Raw genomic sequence first — 20233 nt, forward strand, 5'->3', positions numbered from 1 at the left:
GCCTATATGTCTACTTCCTCCTCTGCCTGGTTAGAGCAATTTCAACTCTGTCTGCAGTGCCAAAATTTGGCCCTCTTTCAACAACTTTGGGCCAATGATGCCCTAGAAGATGCCCCTTTTTTATCGGCTGCCGACTTCTTTCACAGCTGCCTAGAACTAGGCGATGCTATCCGCCTAGGTGAAGAAGAACGCCTCAATGAACATCAACTTTTAGTAGAGGTGGAGTTTTATCTGGGCCAAAATGAACGCTACAATGATAGCCTTTGGCTCCTTTTGGTAGAAAAAGCCGCTGGCCTGAAAATTTGGGCCGCCGCCGAATCTGCCGCCGCCGAAGCGCTAAAAACTTTGGGCGCTGAGCAAGAAGAGGAAACCGAAAAAACAGTTGATTTGCCCCTAGCCGAAGAGGCAGTTGGTGATTTTTTAAGCCATTTTGAACGCCTTTTGACGGAGGAAGATATGCCCGGCCTAGAGGCCCGCTGCTGCTCTAAGGCCTTTAATCATAATTTGGCCGGCCCCGGTGGCTTGGCCGTAGAAGAATTTTGCCGCCTCCGAGCGCTCTACCGCTGGAGCCTACAGGCTTGGCCCGATTATGCCACCGAATTTAAAGAAGAAAAGGCCCTTTTACTCCCCATTAGCTGCAATCACCCGCAGGCCGCCCGCTACAATCGCGAGCTCTTGCTTTTGCTGGTCTATCAAAATGAATGGAAAATTTTAGGCATTGGCGCCGAGCTCCGAGAGATGCGCCACCTCTTCCTCAGCTTCAAACAGGGCTTGCTGGTCAAACGATAAGATAATAGAGAGTAGACAATTTGTTTGCTCTCTTTTTTTATGTTTTGGGGCCCGCGGCCAACCTAGGCTTTGCCTAGCTCGGCCGCCGCTATGGTTACTCCCTTCGGTCGTCGAACTGCGGACTAAAGTCCTTGTTGTCGCCGCTCGCAGGTCTGCTCGGCCCTGCGTTTTTTTCGCTGCGCTCAAAAAACTGGGTCTGGCCCTGCGGGCCACGGCTGCGCAGCGCTGGGCCATGGGCACTCTTTCTTGCCCCTTATGGCCGAGCAGAAGCCTAAGAATAAAGTCTTAGTAGAGAGAAGAACAAAAAATATTTTATTTTACAGAACCTAAGAACTAGAAAAACAAAATATGATGCAGGTTGAGGTATAGCTTGAAAAAATCTTAAAAAAAACAAATATAGCAGTTCCTATACGACAGTATTTTTGTCATAAACTACTAAATTCCCAACGCCCCTTTCTCTAGCCAATCTCCCCTAACAGAACACCTACATTATGAAGAAGTATTACTTAAGTTTGCTGCTTTTGAGCTTGCTAACAGTTGCCTGGGGCCAAAAAAAGGCCAATAAGAGCAGCGGTAGCCAGTTGATAGAGGGCTTACTCATAGATGCAGAAACACTAGAACCCTTAGGGGGGGTAATTGTTTTTGTAGAAGACAGTTACCCAATTATTTCTACTAGCTCAGATGCCGATGGCTATTTTCGTTTGGACCGAGTGCCTTTGGGGCGGCAAACGCTAAAAGCCCAAAAGGCAGGCTATCGGACGTTTTATACAGATAATATCGTTTTGCGCTCTTCTAAGCCCGCTTATCTAGAAGCCAGTATGGAGGCCCAAAAAGATTTGAAATGGGGCGATGATTTTAGAGAAAACCGTCCATTGAATAGCTTTTCTGTTGTTTCTACTCGCTCCTTTAATGTGGAGGAAACGCAGCGTTACCCTGGATCAATTAACGACCCTAGCCGAATGGCACGTAGTTTTCCGGCTGTGCAATCTTATTGGGACAATAATGCCGACATGATTATTCGGGGAAATCCCACCGCCACCCAAACTTTTTTCTTAGAGGGGGTAGAGCTGTTGGGGATGGGCCACTTTGCCGCTCCAATGAGTAGAAATGGTGGGGTTTCGGCTTTGAGTATTGCGCTTTTAGATAAATCGGATTTTTCGGCTGGTGGTTTTGCTGCAGAATATGGCAATGCGCAATCGGCGGTTTTGGATATGCACTTTAGAAAGGGGAACCCCAACCAACAAGCTTATAGTTTTCGCTTTGGTTTGATTGGTATTGATTTTAGTGCAGAGGGCCCAATTCAAAGGGGGCAGAGTAGTTTTTTGGTTAATTATCGCTATTCTACTTTGGGGCTGCTTTCTCAGTTTGGGCTCTATGTGGTCCGTTCTAATGTGGCCAATACTTTTCAGGATTTATCTTTTAATTTGAGTTGGGAATCTAAGGACCGCCGCAAAGAGCTCCGCTTTTTTGGTTTGGGGGCCTTGGGCTCCGAGCAATGGCTCATTAAAGAAGACTCTACTAATTGGATCAATCGTTTGGACCATAACAGCATTGACAGCCGCACAGCAAATGGAACCTTGGGCCTAAAATACAGTGAAGTTTTGGGCCGAGGGGCCTATTTTCAGGCTACGGCTGGTGTTTCTGTCAACGGAACTGTCTATAATGTAAATAATGCACCTATGGATTCTACACGTATAGAATCGAATAGTTTGTTGGTGCAGCAGTATAGCCTTTCTGGGGTGTACAGTAAAAAGTTGGACCAAAAATTTAGGCTAAAAACAGGGCTAAACCTTTATGGGCAGTTGTATGATTTGCATCATGATTACTATAACTACAATACAGAACGCTTAGATACTTTTTTGGAAACTGGGCAGCAGTTTAATTATTGGGCCAGAGGCTATGCGCAAATTCAGTGGAATTTATCTAAGCGTTGGCAAATTTTGGCGGGGGGCGCCTTTTTATTTCAAGGCTATAATAATACTTATTGCCTAGAGCCTCGAACGGCTTTGATGTATCGCCCGAGCAAGAAAACAAAGTTGGCTCTTTCTTATGGTCTTTATGGTCAATTATTGCCTTTGGGGACCTATGCAACCCAAACTAAAATCAACCCCAATGAAACCTTAGAAATTGCCAACTCGCAGCATTTGATTTTGAGTTGGCGGCAGGCGCTTCGCTATGATTTGTCTACATTGGTAGAAGCTTGGTATCAGTATGGAAGCAATCAGCCTATTGGTAGTGCGTTGGGCAGTACCTTTTGGTTATACAATCAGAGAAAGAGTTTTGGCCGTGTTCCGCTTGCTTCTTTGGGGGCCAACCGAAATTATGGGATAGACATGAGCATTGAGAAAGTATTTCGCAGAGGGTTTTTCCTGATGAGTTCTCTCTCGCTTTTTCGGTCCAATTACCGAGCAATTGATAATAATTGGTATCGCAGCCGTTACGATAATAATTTTGTGGCCAATTTTACTACGGGCTATGAATGGACCTTGCCCAAAGGCGGGCGTTTATTGTGCAGTGCTCGTTTGTTGGCCAATGGGGGCTATCGTTATATGCCAGCCGATACGGCGGCTTCTTTGGCCGAAAACCGAATGGTATTTGATGAAAGTCAGGGCTATAGCCTTGGGCAATCTGATGAAGATGTTCCGGTTTATTATCGGTTAGATTTGCGTTTGGCCTACCGAAAAAATTATACAAAATCTTCACTTACGCTTTCTTTAGATGTGCAAAACTTGAGCAATAACCTCAATAATTTGTACCAGCCATTTTATCATTACTTAGATGATCGGATTTATAATGCTTATCAAAGTGGTTTTTTGCCTGTGATTGCGATGGAGTTAGATTTTTAAATGAATCTTTAGCAAAACTGCTTACTGAAAATTCAGTAAGCAGTTTTTTTGTGCCAATTTTCTTCTACTAATTGATCATTAGCTTATGATTTTATCTAATTTTTTGCTTGGACCATTATTAAATATTTTTCTAAATAGCTTGATCTTTTTTGTAAATTTGGCGCAGGTCCAAACTTGCGGTGGGCAGGGCGCGAAGCGCCCGCATCGGCTTAGGGATGGATAGGGGGGCGGCGCAGCCGCAGACCCAAGTTTTTTGAGCGCAGCGAAAAAAACTGCAGGGCCGAGCGAATAGCGAGCCCCGACACAGCCCGCCCCTAGGCCCAGAGGGCCGCAGGGGAAGCCCCTAAAAAATATAAAATTGCAGAGAATATGTCAGAAAGCTCTCGGAAAAGAAGGGAAAGAAAAAGAGCCGAAGAAAAGGCCAAAAAACAACAGCAACAGCAGCGCAAGCTCCATTTGGAAGAAGGCCCCAAGGAAAAAAAGGGGATTTTGTCTGTTTTGCGCCCCATTGAGTTGATTAGTGGTGGCTTGTTAATTGGTTCGCTTTTGTTGTATGGGGTGTCGAGATGTAGCCGAACGGATAATTTGCCTGCGCCAGAAGTGGTGGGGGTAGATAGTACGGCGGCCATGGCTGCAGGGGCCTCGTCTACTGCCAGTTCGTTAAAATATTATGTTGTTTTAGATAGCTTGAAGTTTCGGACGGGCCCTTATTTGGATAGCACTTTGATTCGGTATTTGCCGCATGGAGAGGAATTGATTTCTTTGAATGAAGTGACGGATTTTGAACAGGGCTTGCGTGTTTCTGTTGATGAATTTACTCGGGAGCCTTGGGTAAAAGTACGAGATAAAAATGGCCGAGAAGGCTGGGTATATGGGGCGGGCGTTCGTCCTTACCGCAAAAATAAACCTGCGCCAAGGCCCGAGCCGGCAGCGGAAGAGGAAGCAGAAAATAGCAATAGCGAAACAGAACAGGAAAATTAGATGAAGATTTATCGCCAACTAGAGGCTTTGCCCAAATTTAAGCGGGCGGTGCTGAGCATGGGCTCTTTTGATGGAGTGCATTTGGGGCATCAACATATTATCAAGCAGTTGGTCCAACTGGCTGAAGCGCGAGATGGGGAGACAGTTTTGCTAACCTTTGATCCGCATCCACGGATTGTTTTAGCCCAAAAAAGGGGCGAATCGAGCAGTTTGCGTTTGCTGACGACCTTAGAAGAAAAAGCTGATATTTTGGAGCAGGCGGGGATTGCAAACTTGGTGGTGGTGCCTTTTACAGAGGCTTTTTCTGCTTTGAGTCCTGCCGATTATTTGGACCAATTTCTACTGCATTATTTTCAGCCTGCTTGTATTGCCATTGGCTACGACCATAAGTTTGGCAAGGGCCGGGCTGGCGACATCCATTTTTTGCGAGAGGCACAAAAAAGCCGCAATTTTGAACTCAAGGAGTTTGATAAAAAGGAGGTGGATGAGATTGCGGTGAGCTCGACCAAAATTCGCCGAGCCATTTCGGAAGGACAAATTATGCTAGCCCAACAATTATTGGGGCGGCCCTATAGTTTTTCTGGAAAAGTAGTAAAGGGCTTGCAATTGGGCCGGAAATTAGGTTTTCCCACTGCCAATATTGCTGTAGAAAACCCCTACAAACTCTTGCCGCCAGAAGGTATTTATGTGGCTCAGGTGATGTTGCCCAATGGCGAAAAAAAACGGGGGATGCTCTACCGGGGGCCGCGGCCTACCTTAGAAAATGAATTAAGTATTAGCCTCGAAATGAATATTTTTGATTTTGAGGGAGACCTTTACGGCCAAGAGCTCAAGGTAGAAATGCTCAAATATTTAAGAGCAGATGTTCGCTTTGAAAATTTGGACCAACTTTCGGCACAATTGGCCCAAGATCGCCTAGATAGTCTTGCCTTTTTTGCCCAACAATAAAATAAAATCAAATGCCTGCTTCTAAAGTAGCCGCTCCACAGCCATTGGTGGCCATTGCCATCCTCAATTATAATGGAGCCGATTATCTCGAGCGCTTTTTACCCTCGGTTTTGCAAACGACTTACGCAAATACCCAACTTTTTGTGATTGATAATGGCTCTAGGGATGATTCTATTGACCGACTAAAAAAATGGGGCTTCGAGCGCTTTATGGCTACAGCCGATCAGCCTTTTCCGCCGGCCCAATCTGCCGACAGGGAAATTCCACGCTATTATATTGATTTGCCCGAAAATTATGGCTTTGCCGAAGGCTATAACCGCGGCTTGGCCCAATTGCAACATGCCGATTATTATGTGCTGCTCAATTCTGATGTAGAAGTTAGTCCAGATTGGATTGAACCCCTCATTCATTGCCTAGAAAAATCGCCCCAACGTGCTGCCGCCCAACCAAAAATTTTGATGGAAGCCCAGCGCAATTTATTTGAACATGCTGGCGCAGCAGGTGGTTGGATAGACCACTGGGGATATCCCTTTTGTCGAGGACGAATTTTTTCCGAATTAGAAGAAGATCAAGGGCAATACGATCAAACCGAAGAAATTTTTTGGGCTTCCGGAGCCGCAGTTTGCATTCGCAGCCAACTTTATCATCAGTTTGGCGGCTTAGATGCCGATTTTTTTGCGCACATGGAAGAAATAGATCTTTGTTGGCGATTAAAAAGAGGCAATTATCAAATTTATGTTTGCCCTAAGGCCAAAGTTTGGCATGTAGGCGGCGGCACGCTCCCAATGTATAATCCCCGCAAAGATTATCTCAATTTTAGAAACAGTCTGGTTTGCCTACTCAAAAATAAAGAGGGGGGCTTGGGCCTTTTCCTCCTTTTATACTGGCGACTTTTATTGGATGCTTTGGCCGCTATTCGCTTTATGAAAGAAGGAAAATGGGGGAGTATTGGCGCTATCGTGAAAGCGCATTGGCACTTTTTCTTTGCTTTTCCAAAACACTGGAAAAAAAGAGCCGAAATAAAGGAACGTCTTGCAGCCTATGCCTATCAAAAAACGCCTCGATTTAATACTGCCGGCTATTTGCGCAAAAGTATTGTCTGGCTGCATTTTGCCAAAAAGGTAAAAACTTTTAAAGATATAGAGCAGTAAGTTTTTTTGGGGCTGCCCCTCGCTTTGCTCGGGTCGGGCTGTGTCGTGGCTCGCAGGTCTGCTCGGCCCTGCAGTTTTTTCGCTGCGCTCAAAAACTTTGGTCTGCGGCTGCGCCGCACCACTATCCATCCCTCAGCCGTTTGGCCTTCGGCCATAGCTGTGGGTTGAAACCCACAGCCATACAACACTATCCCCCATAAATTTCATAGGAACCCCAGGGCCAAGGCCCTAGGCTAGCTGAAAAATTGTCATCCCCTCATTCGAGGGGATTTTTTTTGCGGCTGTAGTTGGGGGAGCTGTTTTTTTCTTGAAGCTAAAAATTTTTCCATTTTCAGCAAACAAGGGCTTTAGCCCGCCAGTTTGCATAGCTTCGCAACCCTGGGCTTCAGCCCATGGCCCTAAAAAAAGACAGTAAAAATTCAGGGTTAAAAAACAACTTATATTATTCCCGCCCTGGGCTGAAGCCCAAGGTTGCTGACTTGAGCGAACTAGCGGACTAAAGTCCTTGTTCGCTTTTCGGAGCAGTGAGTTTTAGACGGACTAATAATTTTTTAGACAAAAAAGCGGCAGAAAAATCCATCTGATTTTTCTGCCGCTCGCTATTTGAAAGCCGCTAATTGAAAGGGGGGGGAATTATCCCTTATCTAATTCCGAGCATCGACGAAAATACATTTTCAAAAAAGGACTGAACTACCTCAGAAAGAACTTCATTGTCATGATCTTTTTCCCAATTTGGATTTTTTTCGTCTGAATTTGCATGTCTAACTACAAGACGGCCATTATCGGCAATAAAAAATGATCTTAAGTTAATTTTATGGCTATGATTTGAGTAACCAATAAATTGGAAGTCATTTGTTTCTGCATTAAAAATATTCAATTCAAGTGGAATTACGTTTGCTGTTTGTGGAAATTTATTATTAGAGCGATAGAACCTAAACATTAGGGTAGTTACAATTCTATTTGTATCGTTATTGTGAAAACGAATGGAAAAAAAGTTTGTACCTGCCGCTATTCCTTTTTCTGTGAGCTGCTGATATTTTTCAAATGTAATAGGAGGATATTCATAAAAGCTAACATAATAACTTTCTACGTTTTCATCAATTACATTTACAACTTGTTTGAACTCTAATTTAATTTGATTCACCTTATTCAACCAAAGTTCAAATTGAGTCTTTCTTTTTGCTAGCCCCTGTGGAGTATCTTTATTACCAAGTCTTTTTGCCCAATCTTTTAGTCTATTTGACTCATCTCTTAGTCGAATATACTCTCCAAATAATTCAGTGCAGTTTTTTGTAATGACTTCAATTATTGGCTCATATTCTCCTTCATCAGCCAAACTTAATGCATTGTAATAGTCAGGCCTTTCGCTTCTTTTTATATTACAAATCGGAAATCCACTTTTGAGTAATATTAAATTTAGAAGTAATCTTGCCGTTCTACCATTTCCATCTTTAAAGGGGTGAATTTTTACCATTTCATGATGAGCAACAGCAGCAACAATGATTGGATTTTCATCTTTATTGGCTTTAATCCAATCAAATAAATCACGCATTTTTATTGGTACTTCAAAAGGTTCTGGGGGTCTGTGTTCTGAACCAGTTATAATCACACCAATATTTCTATAATTGCCAGGATCTAGAGTCGGGTCATTGCCTATAATTAGACTGTGAAGTTGCTTGATATAGTTTTCTGTAATTTCTACATCTTGTTGTACTAATTCGTATAAAAAATCAAAGGCAATTCCAAGGTTTTTAACTTCAATACTATCCTTCAAGGGTTTCCCCCTGATATCGATCCCTTCTTTAAGAACTAATGAAGTTTCCTGTAATGTTAATCGGTTGCCCTCTATTCCTGAACTATGAAATATATGATGAGTTCTAAAATGTTCTCTTAGTTTTTCAAGAGCAATTTTATCTAAGGGCGATTGTCTAAATTCTTCAATTTCCTCAAGAAGATTTTTTATTTCTTGATATAGGTCTGCTGAAAGGAGGTCTCTGCTTAATTCAATCATATCAGGTCGTGTTAAAAAGTTTTTTTAAGCCAACTTGCTTTCTAAACTGCTAGTGATTAAAGTGTTTGTAAGTATTTGCCTTTGGATTTACAGATTCAAAAGTTTAGCCTTTCGTTTTGAGCTTAAGCTTAATAAACTTTGAACTCCGGACTAACCTATTATTGAGTTTGTTTAAAAATTTCGTTTTAGGAAAATAAGTATAAAGGCTAAATAGTGTAGACTCGCCCAGTTGTCGGCTTTTCTTTCAAAACGAATGAGTAAAATTTTGAATGCGTCAATCCATGCGTTAGTTCGCTCAACAGAAAAGCGTTCTTTGTAAAGTTCCTCATCTATAATATCTTGATAATAAGCTTTTTTTCTATTTCTTTTGTTGTGGTCAATATTAGGGATAATGCCCATTTTTTGGCAGTTTTCTCTAAGTTTTTTGCTATCAAACCCTGCATCAGCATTCATAAATAAACCATCAGGAGAGATGTCTGAAAGCTGCAGATCGGCAAGCATTTTTTGGAAATGACTCTCGATTTCAAACAAATCATTATGGTTTCCCGCAAAAGGCGGAGACATAGCGATTGGCAGCCCATTTTTATCTGTGAGAAAGAGAGCATTTGTGGTTTTGGACTTTTTTCGGCCCTGATAACCCACAGCTTCGCCCCCTCTTTTCGCTGGGGTATGACTTCCGTCAAGCTGTATACTAGATAAATCTAAACAAGATTTTTCATGGGCTAGAAATTGGATCCACACTTTTTGCCAAATACCAGACTCGGACCAGCTATTGAAGTAGTAATATACTGTTTGCCAGCAAATTAGAACTTCGTCAAAAAAAGATTGTATCGGTAATTCTCTCCACTGACAACCTGTTTTAAGCCTATAAATTATCGCTTTAACAATTTGCCACAGAGGCGCTTTGGTTTTTCGAGCCAATTTTTTTTCGGGAAAAAATGCTAATATTTTTTCCGTAATAAATTCTTTTGATAAATTCACAACCATGTTGCAAAGCCTTTTTTTGTTTTTGTCGTAATCAACAATAATAAGCGCTTTGCAGCATTTTTTTTTGCCTTAGTCTAGCTGCTGACTAAAAAATTTAAACAAGCTCATTGTAAAAATAGAAAAAAGTCTACAAATAGACTGAGCAATAATTTTTTAGACAAAAAAGCGGCAGAAAAATCCATCTGATTTTTCTGCCGCTCGCTATTTGAAAGCCGCTAATTGAAAGGGGAGAAATTATCCTTTTTCTTTAGCTTCTTCTTCTGCTGCACGAGTCAAAATTTGATCAATTTGCTCGGGGTCTAGGCGTTTGTACAAGATATTTTTTTCTTGGTCCAACAAATAGACAAAAGGATTCACTTTTACATTATAAAGCTTTTTGGTCAAGGCCAAAGGATAAGCCTTATCGCTGGTGTTGATCCAGTTCATGCCCAATTCCTTGATCTTTTTCTTACAAGCATCTACATCCTCAATGTTTTTGCTGCAGATCCCATAAATTTCAAAGCCTTTGTCTTTCCATTTTTCATAAACAGGGACCAATTTCTTAGAGTTTTTGCTACAGTTTCCACAACTGGGGTCCCAAAAATAAACAGCCACAAAACGCTTTTTCAAACCATAAAGGCTAACGGGCAAGCCCGTTTTAATATTGGTCAGTTTAATGTCCTGCGCTTTTTCTCCACAAAGGCTATAACGCAAATCTTCAACATTTGCACAAATTTTCTCCAATTGTTCGGGCTCTACCCAATCTGGTTTTTCTGCACCACAATAATATTTGCTCCCAATATGATAATAAACATTATCCATGCAAATTACTTTGCTATTGGCGTAGCGATTGAGCAAATGCGCAGCCGCAAACTGATACATATCTTTGTCGCCAGCCTTAATAATATTACCCAAAATAAAATCAATGGAAACAATGACAGAGTCAGGATCCTGAACCGTCAATTTATCACAGTAAAAATCTAACTTTTGCTGAAAAACAGGGGTGCGAATCAAACGCATATCGCCAAAGTCAAAATCATCCCAATAATGTTTTTTGAAATAATAATAAGACTGTAGCCTGTCGCCAGCAATGGCTTGAGGCACCTCAGGCTGACGAGAAGCCAAAATTAACTTGGTCGATAAGTAGTTGGGGCGCTCCTTGATCATTTTTTCCTGATAAGCCGCTACTTCGCCATTCAATTTCTTCATTTTTTGCTCCAAGGATTCTTTTTCGGCCTGCAATTTTGCCTTTTTTGGCCCCTGGCCCTGCATTTCATCCAACTCTTTTTGCAGCTCTTGCAAACGGCTCTGCAAGTTTCTGTTTTTTTCGGCCTGCTTAGACAAAAAATGTAGATAATCCACAAAGGCCATATTATCCTTAGAGCCTTTAATGTTTAGGTTTTTTACCCAATTTCCACCTTCGTCCTTGGTTTCTAAGGTTAGCGTTTGCTCTTCATCAGAAGGGACCAAAAACTCGAAATAACTATTGGTGGGCTTGGTCAAAATCAAATACACCCCTTTTTCTAAGAGCGTATCTTTCTTAAACTCAAAATACCCCTGCGCATTGCGGCCAATAGCGGTATCCTTCACATAAGTTTTGTCTCCCAAACGATAACCCAAAATACAAGTATCGTTCTTATAATTATTCAATTTTACCTTAATGTCATAGCCTTTTTGGGCCCAGAGTCCTTGCGCAAAACAAAACAAGGAAAAGGTCAATAAGCTGCGTGCAATCCAATTCATCTAAAGCATTTTATTTTTGATATAAATCTAAATACCGTCAACAAAACTAAGTTTTTTTAACTAAGTTTCTAGTTAAGGGCTATTTAAAACTGAAATTCTAAATTTACTGCCCTAAAGTTATTCAAAAGCTGGGCCAGCAAGAAAAAAACGAAGACGGCTATTTTTTTGTCCATTTTGCAAGGGAATTATTTTTTGGGGGCCTCCGCCTCCCTTCGGTCGTCGGCGCTACGTTTCAGGGCTCGCAGGTCTGCTCGGCCCTGCGTTTTTTTCGCTTTGCTCAAAAAACTGGGTCTGGCCTACGGCCACCCTTGCACATCGCTAGGCCAAAACGGTTTTTTTTGCGCTAGATTTATTTTTGGGTCTTTTTTTCCTTTTTGCTCAACAAGAATGCTAAAACGAGCTTAAAGAAAGATCAGGTTTTAAAAAGAGGGCCTAAGTTCTTAGCTTCGCTGCCAGGCTTAGGAAATTGGTCCTTGGCCCGCAGGGCCAAAACGGCCTAGCGATGTGCAGCAGTGCGGCGCAGCCGCAGACCCAGCAAAAAACTTGTTTTTTTGCGCAGGGCCGAGCGAATAGCGAGCTGCGAAACGTAGCGCAGCAAGGCGAAGCCGCAGCTGAGGCCCCAAAAAAACAGCGAGCTGCGCAACGACAACAAGGCCTTTAGGCCGCAGTTCGACGACCGAAGGGAGTAACCGCAGCAAGGCGAAGCCGCAGCTGAGGCCCCAAAAAATTATCATTTTAAAAAACGTAGGAATATGAAACTAGAACACATTGGAATTGCCGTAAAAGATTTGGCGGCCAGCAACGAACTTTTTGCTAGCCTTTTGGGCCGAGCGCATTATAAAATTGAGGCCGTAGAATCGGAAGGGGTGAGCACCAGTTTTTTTATGGCTGGCGAGAGCAAAATTGAGCTTTTGGAGGCTAGTAGAGAAGATAGTCCCATTGCCAAATTTATAGAGAAAAGAGGGGAGGGGATTCATCATTTGGCCTTTGAAGTGGAAGATATAGAGGCCGAAATGAAGCGTTTGCAGGCAGAAGGCTACCGTTTGTTGAATGAAACACCCAAACGGGGGGCCGATAACAAACTCATCTGTTTTTTGCATCCAAAGTCTAGCAATGGTGTTTTGGTAGAGCTTTGTCAAAGTATCAAGGACTAATGCCGGAGGATATTTATTTATACCTTTTGGCGGCTTTTGGAAGTTTGCTAGCGGGGTTTATCAATACTTTGGCTGGTAGTGGATCGGTCATTACGCTTTCTATTTTGATGTATGTGGTGGGTTTGCCGGCCAAGGTGGCCAGTGCGACCATTCGCTTTAGTATTTTGGCCATGTTAGGTTTTACCTTGCCCCATTATCAGCGGGCGGGAAAAATCAATTGGCGTCGCGACTGGCTGATGGTAGTTTCTACTGCTTTGGGCGGAATATGTGGAATTTTTCTCTTAATTTATGTCGATAATGCGGTTTTTAAGGACAGCATGAAGTACGTTTTTCTAGCCTTGCTGTTTATTGTCCTTTTTGATAGTAAGCGCTGGCTAAAAGAGACGGATCCCAAGGCCCTTTCGCCATTTTTAGTGGTACCGCTCTTTTTTTTGGTGGGCCTTTATGGGGGCTTCATTCAGATGGGCGTGGGTTTATTATTTTTGGTCGTCACGGTTTTGGGAGCGGGTTACAACATTATTGATGCGGGAGGCGTAAAATTGGCATCTATTGCCAGCTATACTATTTTTGCGGTCCTACTTTTTGCCTATAGTGGGCTTATTCGCTGGGATTTTGCCTTGGCGATGAGTGTTGGCGAAATTGCGGGTGGGCAACTGGGCGCTCGTTTTGCGGTTAGGCACCCTAAGGCGGGACTTTGGGCACATCGGATGTTAGTGGTCTTGCTAATTTCTGTAGTTGTCCGGGCTTTCTTCTTTTAGAACAGATGCTGAGATGTTTGGAAAAAACAATTGGTCGGATCGTTTGCAAAAGCGATTAACGGCCTACATAGATGAGCGTTTTGAGGAATACCGAGAGCGTTTGGCCGAAGATTTGGCGAGGGGAGTGGCTCAACTGGGCCAGCTCCTCAGTCTTTTGGCTATTTTGTTGTTGGTGGGCCTCTTTTTGAGCCTCACCCTAACTTTATTGTTGGCTGCTTTACTTTGGCCGCTTATGGGGGGCTGGGCTTTGGTCCTTGCTTTTGGATTGATGGCTGCGGCTTTGAGTTATGGCGGTTATTATCTTTGGAAAAACCGAACAAAATTAGTGCACAGCCCCATTTTTGAGCAAATTCATCGGGCCTTATTGGGCGAAATTGAGGAGGCGGAAGATCTTGACACAGAAGACGAAATAGAGATAAAATTTCCTAGTCCATTAAGCGAAAACGAAGAAGATGAGCAAGAATGCAACGAACAATAATAGCCAGCCGTCTGTAGGGGCTGTACGTATATACTCCTGGATTCATTGGGCCATTAGTAGCAGTTTGCTCTTGGCTATTTTGTTGGTAGTGGCCTATTTGCAGCTAGAAGAAATTCTCTTTTTAAAAGGAGAGTTATTGCAACTCAGTCTGCCTGCTTTTACGGGCGTTTATCTAAGCTTGGCCAACTGGAATTTCATAAAAAAGTGGGCCATAATTCTTTTGCCGATTTGGTTGGCGGTGGCCTTGGCCATTGGTTTATTGGGCATTTTGGGGGCCAATCTTTTCCTCTCGGAGCTAGAGCCTGGAGATTATTGGTGGATTGATTTTTTGGTCCAAATTCTTCCCGCTTTATTATCGGGCCATTGGCTATACAATGGCTATAGTCAAATGAGCAGAAAAGGAAGCTGGTTAGTTTATTTGCTTCTTTTGTTTTGGTGTGTTTTGGGCAGTTTGCTCTTTTTTAGCGACAGCATCAACTTCTTTATTTTACAAGCGGTATACTTAGGCGGTTTAGCTTGTATTTTGCAATTGCTGCATCGTTTGGGAAAAGATAAATAGCGGCCATAGGGCCAAAAAAAAAGTGAGCTCAACAGAGCTCACTTTTTTTTGCGATAAGAAAAAACTTAGAGGCTAACCGTTGCTTCTGGAGCAGCAGCTAGGATTTCCTCATTGGCTTGATCCTTAAACGTATCAAAGTTGCTAACAAACTTATTGGCCAACTCTTGAGCTTTCACATCATAAGCCGCTTTATCGGCCCAAGTATTACGAGGGTTCAATATTTCGGCAGGAACGCCGGGGCAGCTAGTGGGCATATGCAAACCAAAAACAGGCATCTCCTGATAGTCTACATCCGTCAATTGACCTTCCAATACCGCCGTGATCATAGCACGAGTATATTTTAGGGCAATGCGGCTACCTACGCCATAAGGACCAGCAGACCAGCCCGTATTGACCAACCAGATGTTCACATTCTGCTTGCGCATGCGCTCGCCCAACATTTCGGCATACTGAGTAGGATGCAAGGGCAAGAAAGGCGCACCAAAACAAGCCGAAAAAGCACTTACGGGCTCGTCGATACCTGCTTCTGTACCCGCTACCTTAGCGGTATAACCAGAAATAAAGTGATACATGGCTTGGCCTGGCGTCAATTTAGACAAGGGAGGCAAAACGCCAAAGGCATCGCAGGTAAGGAAGAAAATATTTTGGGGAACCCCGCCCTTAGAAGGTTCTAGGGCATTATCAATATGATGAATAGGATAAGAAACCCGAGTATTTTGTGTAATGCTGGTATCGGCAAAATCAGGGGTACGACTATTGGGCAAAAACTCCATATTTTCGAGAATAGCCCCAAACTTAATCGCATTCCAGATCTGAGGTTCCTTTTCCTCACTCAAATCAATAGTTTTGGCATAACAGCCGCCTTCAAAATTGAAAACGCCTTCTTCTGACCAGCCGTGCTCATCGTCTCCGATAAGATTGCGCTTAGGATCAGCAGAAAGCGTAGTTTTACCCGTGCCCGAAAGGCCAAAGAAAACAGCCGTATCGCCATCTTTGCCCACATTGGCCGAGCAGTGCATAGAAAGTACGTTGCGTTCTTGAGGCAAAACATAATTGAGCACCGAGAAAATTCCTTTTTTAATCTCTCCAGTGTAGCCTGTTCCACCAATGATAATTGCCTTTTTACTAAAGTTGATAATCGCAAAGTTTTCTTGGCGAGTACCGTCCACTTCAGGATTAGCCATAAAGCCAGGCGCACAGAGAATGGTCCATTCTGGATTTGCGTTTAGCAGTTCTTCTTCGCTAGGGCGCAAAAACATATTGTTGGCAAACATAGCCGACCAAGGCTTTTCTGCAATCAGACGCAAGTTTAGACGATAGTTATCGTCGGCACAAGCATAAGCATCGCGGATGTAGAGGTCTTTGTCTGCAAAGTATGCGGCAATTTTTTGGTAAAGCGCATCAAATTTTGCCGGCTCAAAGGGCATATTGATGCTGTTCCAGTCTACGGTGTTCTCCGTAAGCTCATCTTGTACTACAAAGCGATCTTTGGGCGATCGACCTGTAAATTTGCCCGTTTTAATTCTGATCGCTCCCGTATCAGCCAGAACGCCTTCTCCAAGTTGGATTGTGTGCTCTACTAGTTCGGGAACAGGAAGGTTCCAGTAAGCAGTCGCAAAATTGCTTAGGCCATAATGGGCCAAGTCAGCCTTCGGGTTTTTAATTCCTACATGCTTCATTGCGTCGTTATTTTGATAGGTACAGCTGCACTTCTATTTGCTGTTGGCTAGAAAAGCAGCTGAAGATGAAAGATTTAGAGGCCGAAACCTCTGATTTTGAAATAAAAAAACGCCTACTCGTATTTTTTTTTGCAGTAGGCGTAGTTGTTCTATATTAACGGTGAGTCGTTAGTTGATTATTGTTGATCGTGCGACCAGGGTATATTTTTAAGGCTTCCTCTAGGCAATCTAAGGCCTTGTTCAAATCCGCCTCATTCAATACATAGGCAATCCGCACTTCTTGTTTGCCAAAGCCCAAAGTAGCATAAAAGCCAGAGCCAGGCGCTAGCATGACCGTTTCTCCATCTAGCTGAAAAGACTGTAGCAACCACTGGCAAAAGTTGTCAGTATCATCCACCGGGAGCTGGGCCAATAAATAAAAAGCACCATTGGGCGTGGGGGCAACAACCCCCTCCATCGCTCTCAAACGAGCCAAAACTAATTGCCGACGCTTGTCATACTCAATGCGCACTTGGTCCAAATAATCCATATCGGCATCAATAAAAGCCTCGCCCATAATCTGACCCAAAGTAGACGGACTCAAACGAGCCTGCGCAAATTTCATGGCCGTTTCTAATACCGCCTTGTTTCTAGTTACCATCAAACCAATTCTAGCTCCACAAGCACTATAGCGCTTAGAAATAGAATCAAACATGATCGTATGCTCTTCCAATCCCGGAATCGCCAATACCGACAAATGCTTGCGGCCATCATAACAGAAATCTCTATATACTTCATCAGAAAATAAATAAAGATCATACTTTTTTACCATCTCCCCCAATGCCTCCAATTCCGCAGGACTATACAAATACCCCGTGGGATTAGCCGGATTGCAAATCAAAATTGCCTTGGTATGCGGCGTGATCAAGGCCTCAAAAGATTCTATCGGCGGCAAGGCAAAACCATCCTCAATCGTTGAGGTAATTGGCCGAATGTTAATGCCCAAACTCTGCGCAAATCCATTGTAGTTGGCATAAAATGGCTCCGGAACAATAATCTCATCCCCCGAATCCAAACAAGCCATCATCCCAAACATTAAGGCCTCAGAACCCCCATTGGTCACAATAATATCATTATGCGTAAGCTGAATCCCATAACGAGTATAAAATTCTACCAACTTGAGCCGATAAGACTCCATCCCCGCAGAATGACTGTACTCCAAAACCTTCATATCAGCCTCCTTAATCGCATTCCAACCAATGTCTGGCGTTACAATATCAGGCTGCCCAATGTTCAAATGATAAACTTTTACCCCACGGTTTTTAGCCCTTGTCGCAAAGGGGACCAATTTCCGTATTGGCGAGGCCGGCGTATACTGACCTCTCTGTGAAATCGATGGCATAAGCGTAAATTTGTATTGTTGTTGTTGCTGTTGTTTCTTTTTTGGGGCTGCCTCTCCCTTTGGTCGGGTCGGGCTGTTTATTCCCGTTGGTCATCGAACTGGCGCCCCTATAGGGGCTGGTTGTCGCAGCTCGCTGTTCGCTCGGCCCTGCGGGCTTTTTCGCTTCGCTTCAAAAGCCCTAGGTCTGGCCTGCGGCCACTGCTGTCCATCCCTCAGCCTGCGGCGGCTTCGCCGCCTGCTATTCGCAAAGAAATAGGACCACAAAAATAGAAAAAGGCTCGGGCTTTTGGGGCCTCTCTCTACTTTATTTAGCTCAACCCCCCGCTTTTTTTGACCAAAAGCTGACAAACATAGCCCAACCCCTTACTTTATAACTACTTACGTAAAACGCTCCAACTTTTACTAAAGTTGGAGCGCTTCGGCTAAAGAGTTCTTCTCTAAACAGCCACTAAAGTACTTTGTTGTGCTTTAAGGCCGCTCTTTCTCCCAATACTTCTTCTACATAATCAAAGGTAGATAGAATCTCAGGCTTTCCATTAACTACGGCCACATTATGCTCAAAATGAGCAGAAGGCTGCCCGTCAATCGTCGAAATGGTCCAGTTATCTGCCAAGGTATGCACCTTATGCGTCCCCATGTTAATCATCGGCTCAATCGCAATTACCAAACCCTCTTTGATCTTTTTGCCATGCCCCTGACGGCCATAATTCGGAACCTGCGGGTCCTCATGCATCTTTTTACCCAATCCATGACCCACCAATTCTCGAACAACACCATAACCTCTCTCTTCTGCCAATGCCTGAATCGCATGACCAATATCGCCAAGACGCTTGCCTTTGCAAGTTTGCTCAATGCCTCTATACAAACACTCCAAAGTAGTATCCAACAAACGCTGACGCTCATCAGAAATATCCCCTACCGGAAAAGTATAGGCATGGTCTCCATAAAATCCATTCATGAATACCCCACAGTCTACCGCAATAATGTCCCCATTCTCTAAGGGACGGTCAGTAGGCAAACCATGCACTACCTGCTCATTTACAGAGGTCAATAAGGTGCTCGGACAACCATAAAGGCCCAAAAATCCAGGCTTCCCAGCATGGTCACGAATAAAAGCCTCGGCCAATTGGTCCAAATGCTTGGGCGTTACCCCAGGCTTAATCTCACTGGCCAACATCCCTAAGGTCTTAGACACCAAAAGGGCACTTTTGCGGACCAATTCTATTTGTTCTTTCGTCTTATAAATAATCATAGCTGCGGATATATATTTTTGCTGCCCAAAGATACAAATTTTTCTAGCGAACTAAACAGTCTATATAAATTATGTCGTTAGCCTAGGCCCTAAGACCATAGCGCCGTTTTTGGCCCTGCATTTTAGCAAGCCCTCATCCTGCTATATATTATAGCAAAGCAATAGCACCTGGCTGTAGGTTTCAACCTACAGTCAAAAGGGCCGAGCGAACAGCGAGCTGTGACAACCAGCCCCTATAGGGGCGCCAGTTCGATGACCAACGGGAATAAACAGCCCGACCCGCCCAAAGGAAGGGGCAGCCCCAAAAAAATAAATCTAAACTTATTTTGCGTTTACAAATTAAAGTTACTACCTTTGTGTAAACATAAAAAAACAATGAAAGCATTAGCCATTTTTCTATTTCACAGCTTCTTATTTATTAGCCCATTCAATGCTATAAAAATGGATAATCATCAACTTTTTTTGGTAAAGCAGCAGCAGTATCAAGAAGATACAGCCCTTTATGAAGAAACCTTGGCCCAATATCTAGAGCTACATTCACTTTATCAGGAGCTTCCTGCAGAGGACCCCGATCGCCCAAGCCTAAAGGCAGCTTTGCTCAAGACCAAAGAGGGCCTAAAGGCCTTTAAGCCGCAGCTCAAAATGGATAAGGCCAATTTGGAGCAGCTATTTTTGGCCCTTAAGGAAGAGGAGATTCCGAAGGAGCAGTATAGGAAATTATTAGCAGATTTCTTTAAGAATGCATCTGAAGTACTTAAATCAAGAATTGGTAAATCGCCTAAACTAGAGAGTACGCCTCTGAGTATTTTTCAAGCCCAGTTAGCTCAATTTTTCAAACAGATTCCAGGTCCACTCAGTAAACAGCTCAATAAGGAGATTAAAGCGATTCCTATTGATATCAATAATGTTGAAGACTTTCTAGCGGCCTTTTTGGCCATTTTAGAGAAATACAGCCAAGAAGATCAAATCAAGGCGAACTGGTTCAATACCTTTAGTATCAAAGAAGAGAATTTACTAAAGAAAATTAGCTATCAGCAACTAGAAAGCATTTTGGACCAAGCCCTGGCCATAGATGACTTTTTGACGGAGGAGGAACTAATAGAGCAGCAAGAAAAGGATCTTCTCCTGCTAGAAGAAAAACTAGCTGGGGTAATCAGCTATATTAAAATGAAAATCAATAATGAATACGACTTGCTCCCAGCTGCAGAGGAATACTTCAAGTATAAAATTAAGTCTACCTCCTGCATTTCTAATTTGACGGCTGCGAGGCAAGGGATACACCCTAAATTGCACAGCTATTTATTTCAAAATTGGGCCGCTGCGATTCAAGCAGAGCAAGAGTATGATCCTCAATTATTGAAGAAAATACTCTTGGACAATACTAAACTTCCAAAAGACTTTGCAGAAAATTGGTTTAAGGAAGATATGGCTATTGCCAAAATCAATGAACAAGAGTTATTGGCCAATAATTGGTCTACAGGATGTTTTGTAAAAGAGCAGCTCCTCCTTGAAATTAAAGACGAAGAAGCAAAAAAAT

General features: G+C 43.1%; 15 protein-coding genes and 1 pseudogene. 10 read left to right on the forward strand and 6 right to left on the reverse strand.

Features of this window, described 5'->3' with window-relative positions; translation table 11 throughout:
• Nucleotides 1-6: 6 nt before the first annotated feature.
• The 5 genes from SAPGRDRAFT_RS15145 (at nucleotide 7) to SAPGRDRAFT_RS15165 (ending at nucleotide 6715) form a co-directional block, all read left to right on the forward strand.
• Nucleotides 7-789: a hypothetical protein gene (locus tag SAPGRDRAFT_RS15145; protein WP_002660121.1), complete on the forward strand. Its 783-nt coding sequence runs from the start codon at nucleotides 7-9 to the stop codon at nucleotides 787-789.
• A 491-nt stretch (nucleotides 790-1280) separates the two neighbouring features.
• Nucleotides 1281-3635: a TonB-dependent receptor gene (locus SAPGRDRAFT_RS15150; protein ID WP_002660122.1), complete on the forward strand. Its 2355-nt coding sequence runs from the start codon at nucleotides 1281-1283 to the stop codon at nucleotides 3633-3635.
• 369 nt (nucleotides 3636-4004) lie between these two features.
• On the forward strand, nucleotides 4005-4616 hold the full coding sequence (locus tag SAPGRDRAFT_RS15155; RefSeq protein WP_002660123.1) for an SH3 domain-containing protein: 612 nt from the start codon (nucleotides 4005-4007) through the stop codon (nucleotides 4614-4616).
• Nucleotides 4617-5564: a riboflavin biosynthesis protein RibF gene (gene ribF / locus SAPGRDRAFT_RS15160; RefSeq protein ID WP_002660124.1), complete on the forward strand. Its 948-nt coding sequence runs from the start codon at nucleotides 4617-4619 to the stop codon at nucleotides 5562-5564.
• Nucleotides 5565-5575: 11 nt separating this feature from the next.
• Nucleotides 5576-6715: a glycosyltransferase family 2 protein gene (locus tag SAPGRDRAFT_RS15165; protein WP_002660125.1), complete on the forward strand. Its 1140-nt coding sequence runs from the start codon at nucleotides 5576-5578 to the stop codon at nucleotides 6713-6715.
• A 640-nt stretch (nucleotides 6716-7355) separates the two neighbouring features.
• Here the strand turns inward: SAPGRDRAFT_RS15165 and SAPGRDRAFT_RS15170 are convergent.
• From SAPGRDRAFT_RS15170 to SAPGRDRAFT_RS15180, 3 genes are all read right to left on the reverse strand, one after another.
• Nucleotides 7356-8726, reverse strand: a complete 1371-nt coding sequence (locus SAPGRDRAFT_RS15170; RefSeq protein WP_002660126.1) for a Fic family protein — start codon at nucleotides 8724-8726, stop codon at nucleotides 7356-7358.
• 171 nt (nucleotides 8727-8897) lie between these two features.
• On the reverse strand, nucleotides 8898-9713 hold the full coding sequence (locus tag SAPGRDRAFT_RS15175; RefSeq protein WP_002657728.1) for an IS5 family transposase: 816 nt from the start codon (nucleotides 9711-9713) through the stop codon (nucleotides 8898-8900).
• A gap of 234 nt (nucleotides 9714-9947) precedes the next feature.
• The gene (locus tag SAPGRDRAFT_RS15180; protein ID WP_002660127.1) at nucleotides 9948-11435 is read right to left on the reverse strand and encodes a DUF5106 domain-containing protein; all 1488 of its coding nucleotides are present in this window, start codon (nucleotides 11433-11435) and stop codon (nucleotides 9948-9950) included.
• A 752-nt stretch (nucleotides 11436-12187) separates the two neighbouring features.
• On the opposite strand from SAPGRDRAFT_RS15180, the gene mce reads away from it, so the two are divergent.
• From mce to SAPGRDRAFT_RS15205, 4 genes are read left to right on the forward strand one after another with little or no spacing between them, the layout of a single operon-like run.
• Complete coding sequence (mce, locus tag SAPGRDRAFT_RS15190; RefSeq protein WP_002660128.1) at nucleotides 12188-12589, forward strand: methylmalonyl-CoA epimerase; 402 nt, start codon at nucleotides 12188-12190, stop codon at nucleotides 12587-12589.
• Nucleotides 12589-13347 carry a sulfite exporter TauE/SafE family protein gene (locus SAPGRDRAFT_RS15195; RefSeq protein ID WP_002660129.1) on the forward strand — a complete coding sequence of 253 codons (759 nt, stop codon included), beginning with the start codon at nucleotides 12589-12591 and terminating at the stop codon, nucleotides 13345-13347. Before mce ends, SAPGRDRAFT_RS15195 begins: the two co-directional genes overlap by 1 nt.
• Before the next feature lie 13 nt (nucleotides 13348-13360).
• On the forward strand, nucleotides 13361-13825 hold the full coding sequence (locus SAPGRDRAFT_RS15200) for a hypothetical protein (protein ID WP_002660130.1): 465 nt from the start codon (nucleotides 13361-13363) through the stop codon (nucleotides 13823-13825).
• Nucleotides 13800-14384, forward strand: a complete 585-nt coding sequence (locus SAPGRDRAFT_RS15205) for a hypothetical protein (protein ID WP_002660131.1) — start codon at nucleotides 13800-13802, stop codon at nucleotides 14382-14384. Before SAPGRDRAFT_RS15200 ends, SAPGRDRAFT_RS15205 begins: the two co-directional genes overlap by 26 nt.
• Before the next feature lie 65 nt (nucleotides 14385-14449).
• On the opposite strand, the gene pckA is transcribed toward SAPGRDRAFT_RS15205, so the two are convergent.
• From pckA to map, 3 genes are all read right to left on the reverse strand, one after another.
• Entirely contained in the window at nucleotides 14450-16063 is a 1614-nt protein-coding gene (gene pckA, locus SAPGRDRAFT_RS15210) for a phosphoenolpyruvate carboxykinase (ATP) (RefSeq protein WP_002660132.1), read from the reverse strand.
• A gap of 154 nt (nucleotides 16064-16217) precedes the next feature.
• Complete coding sequence (locus tag SAPGRDRAFT_RS15215; RefSeq protein ID WP_002660133.1) at nucleotides 16218-17444, reverse strand: pyridoxal phosphate-dependent aminotransferase; 1227 nt, start codon at nucleotides 17442-17444, stop codon at nucleotides 16218-16220.
• Between the two features lie 448 nt (nucleotides 17445-17892).
• On the reverse strand, nucleotides 17893-18696 hold the full coding sequence (gene map, locus SAPGRDRAFT_RS15220; RefSeq protein WP_002660134.1) for a type I methionyl aminopeptidase: 804 nt from the start codon (nucleotides 18694-18696) through the stop codon (nucleotides 17893-17895).
• 375 nt (nucleotides 18697-19071) lie between these two features.
• On the opposite strand from map, the pseudogene SAPGRDRAFT_RS19930 reads away from it, so the two are divergent.
• Nucleotides 19072-20233: pseudogene (locus tag SAPGRDRAFT_RS19930) on the forward strand (hypothetical protein); the annotation flags it as partial.

Origin of the sequence: Saprospira grandis DSM 2844, from assembly GCF_000275825.1 — a bacterium.
GTDB lineage: Bacteria > Bacteroidota > Bacteroidia > Chitinophagales > Saprospiraceae > Saprospira > Saprospira grandis_A.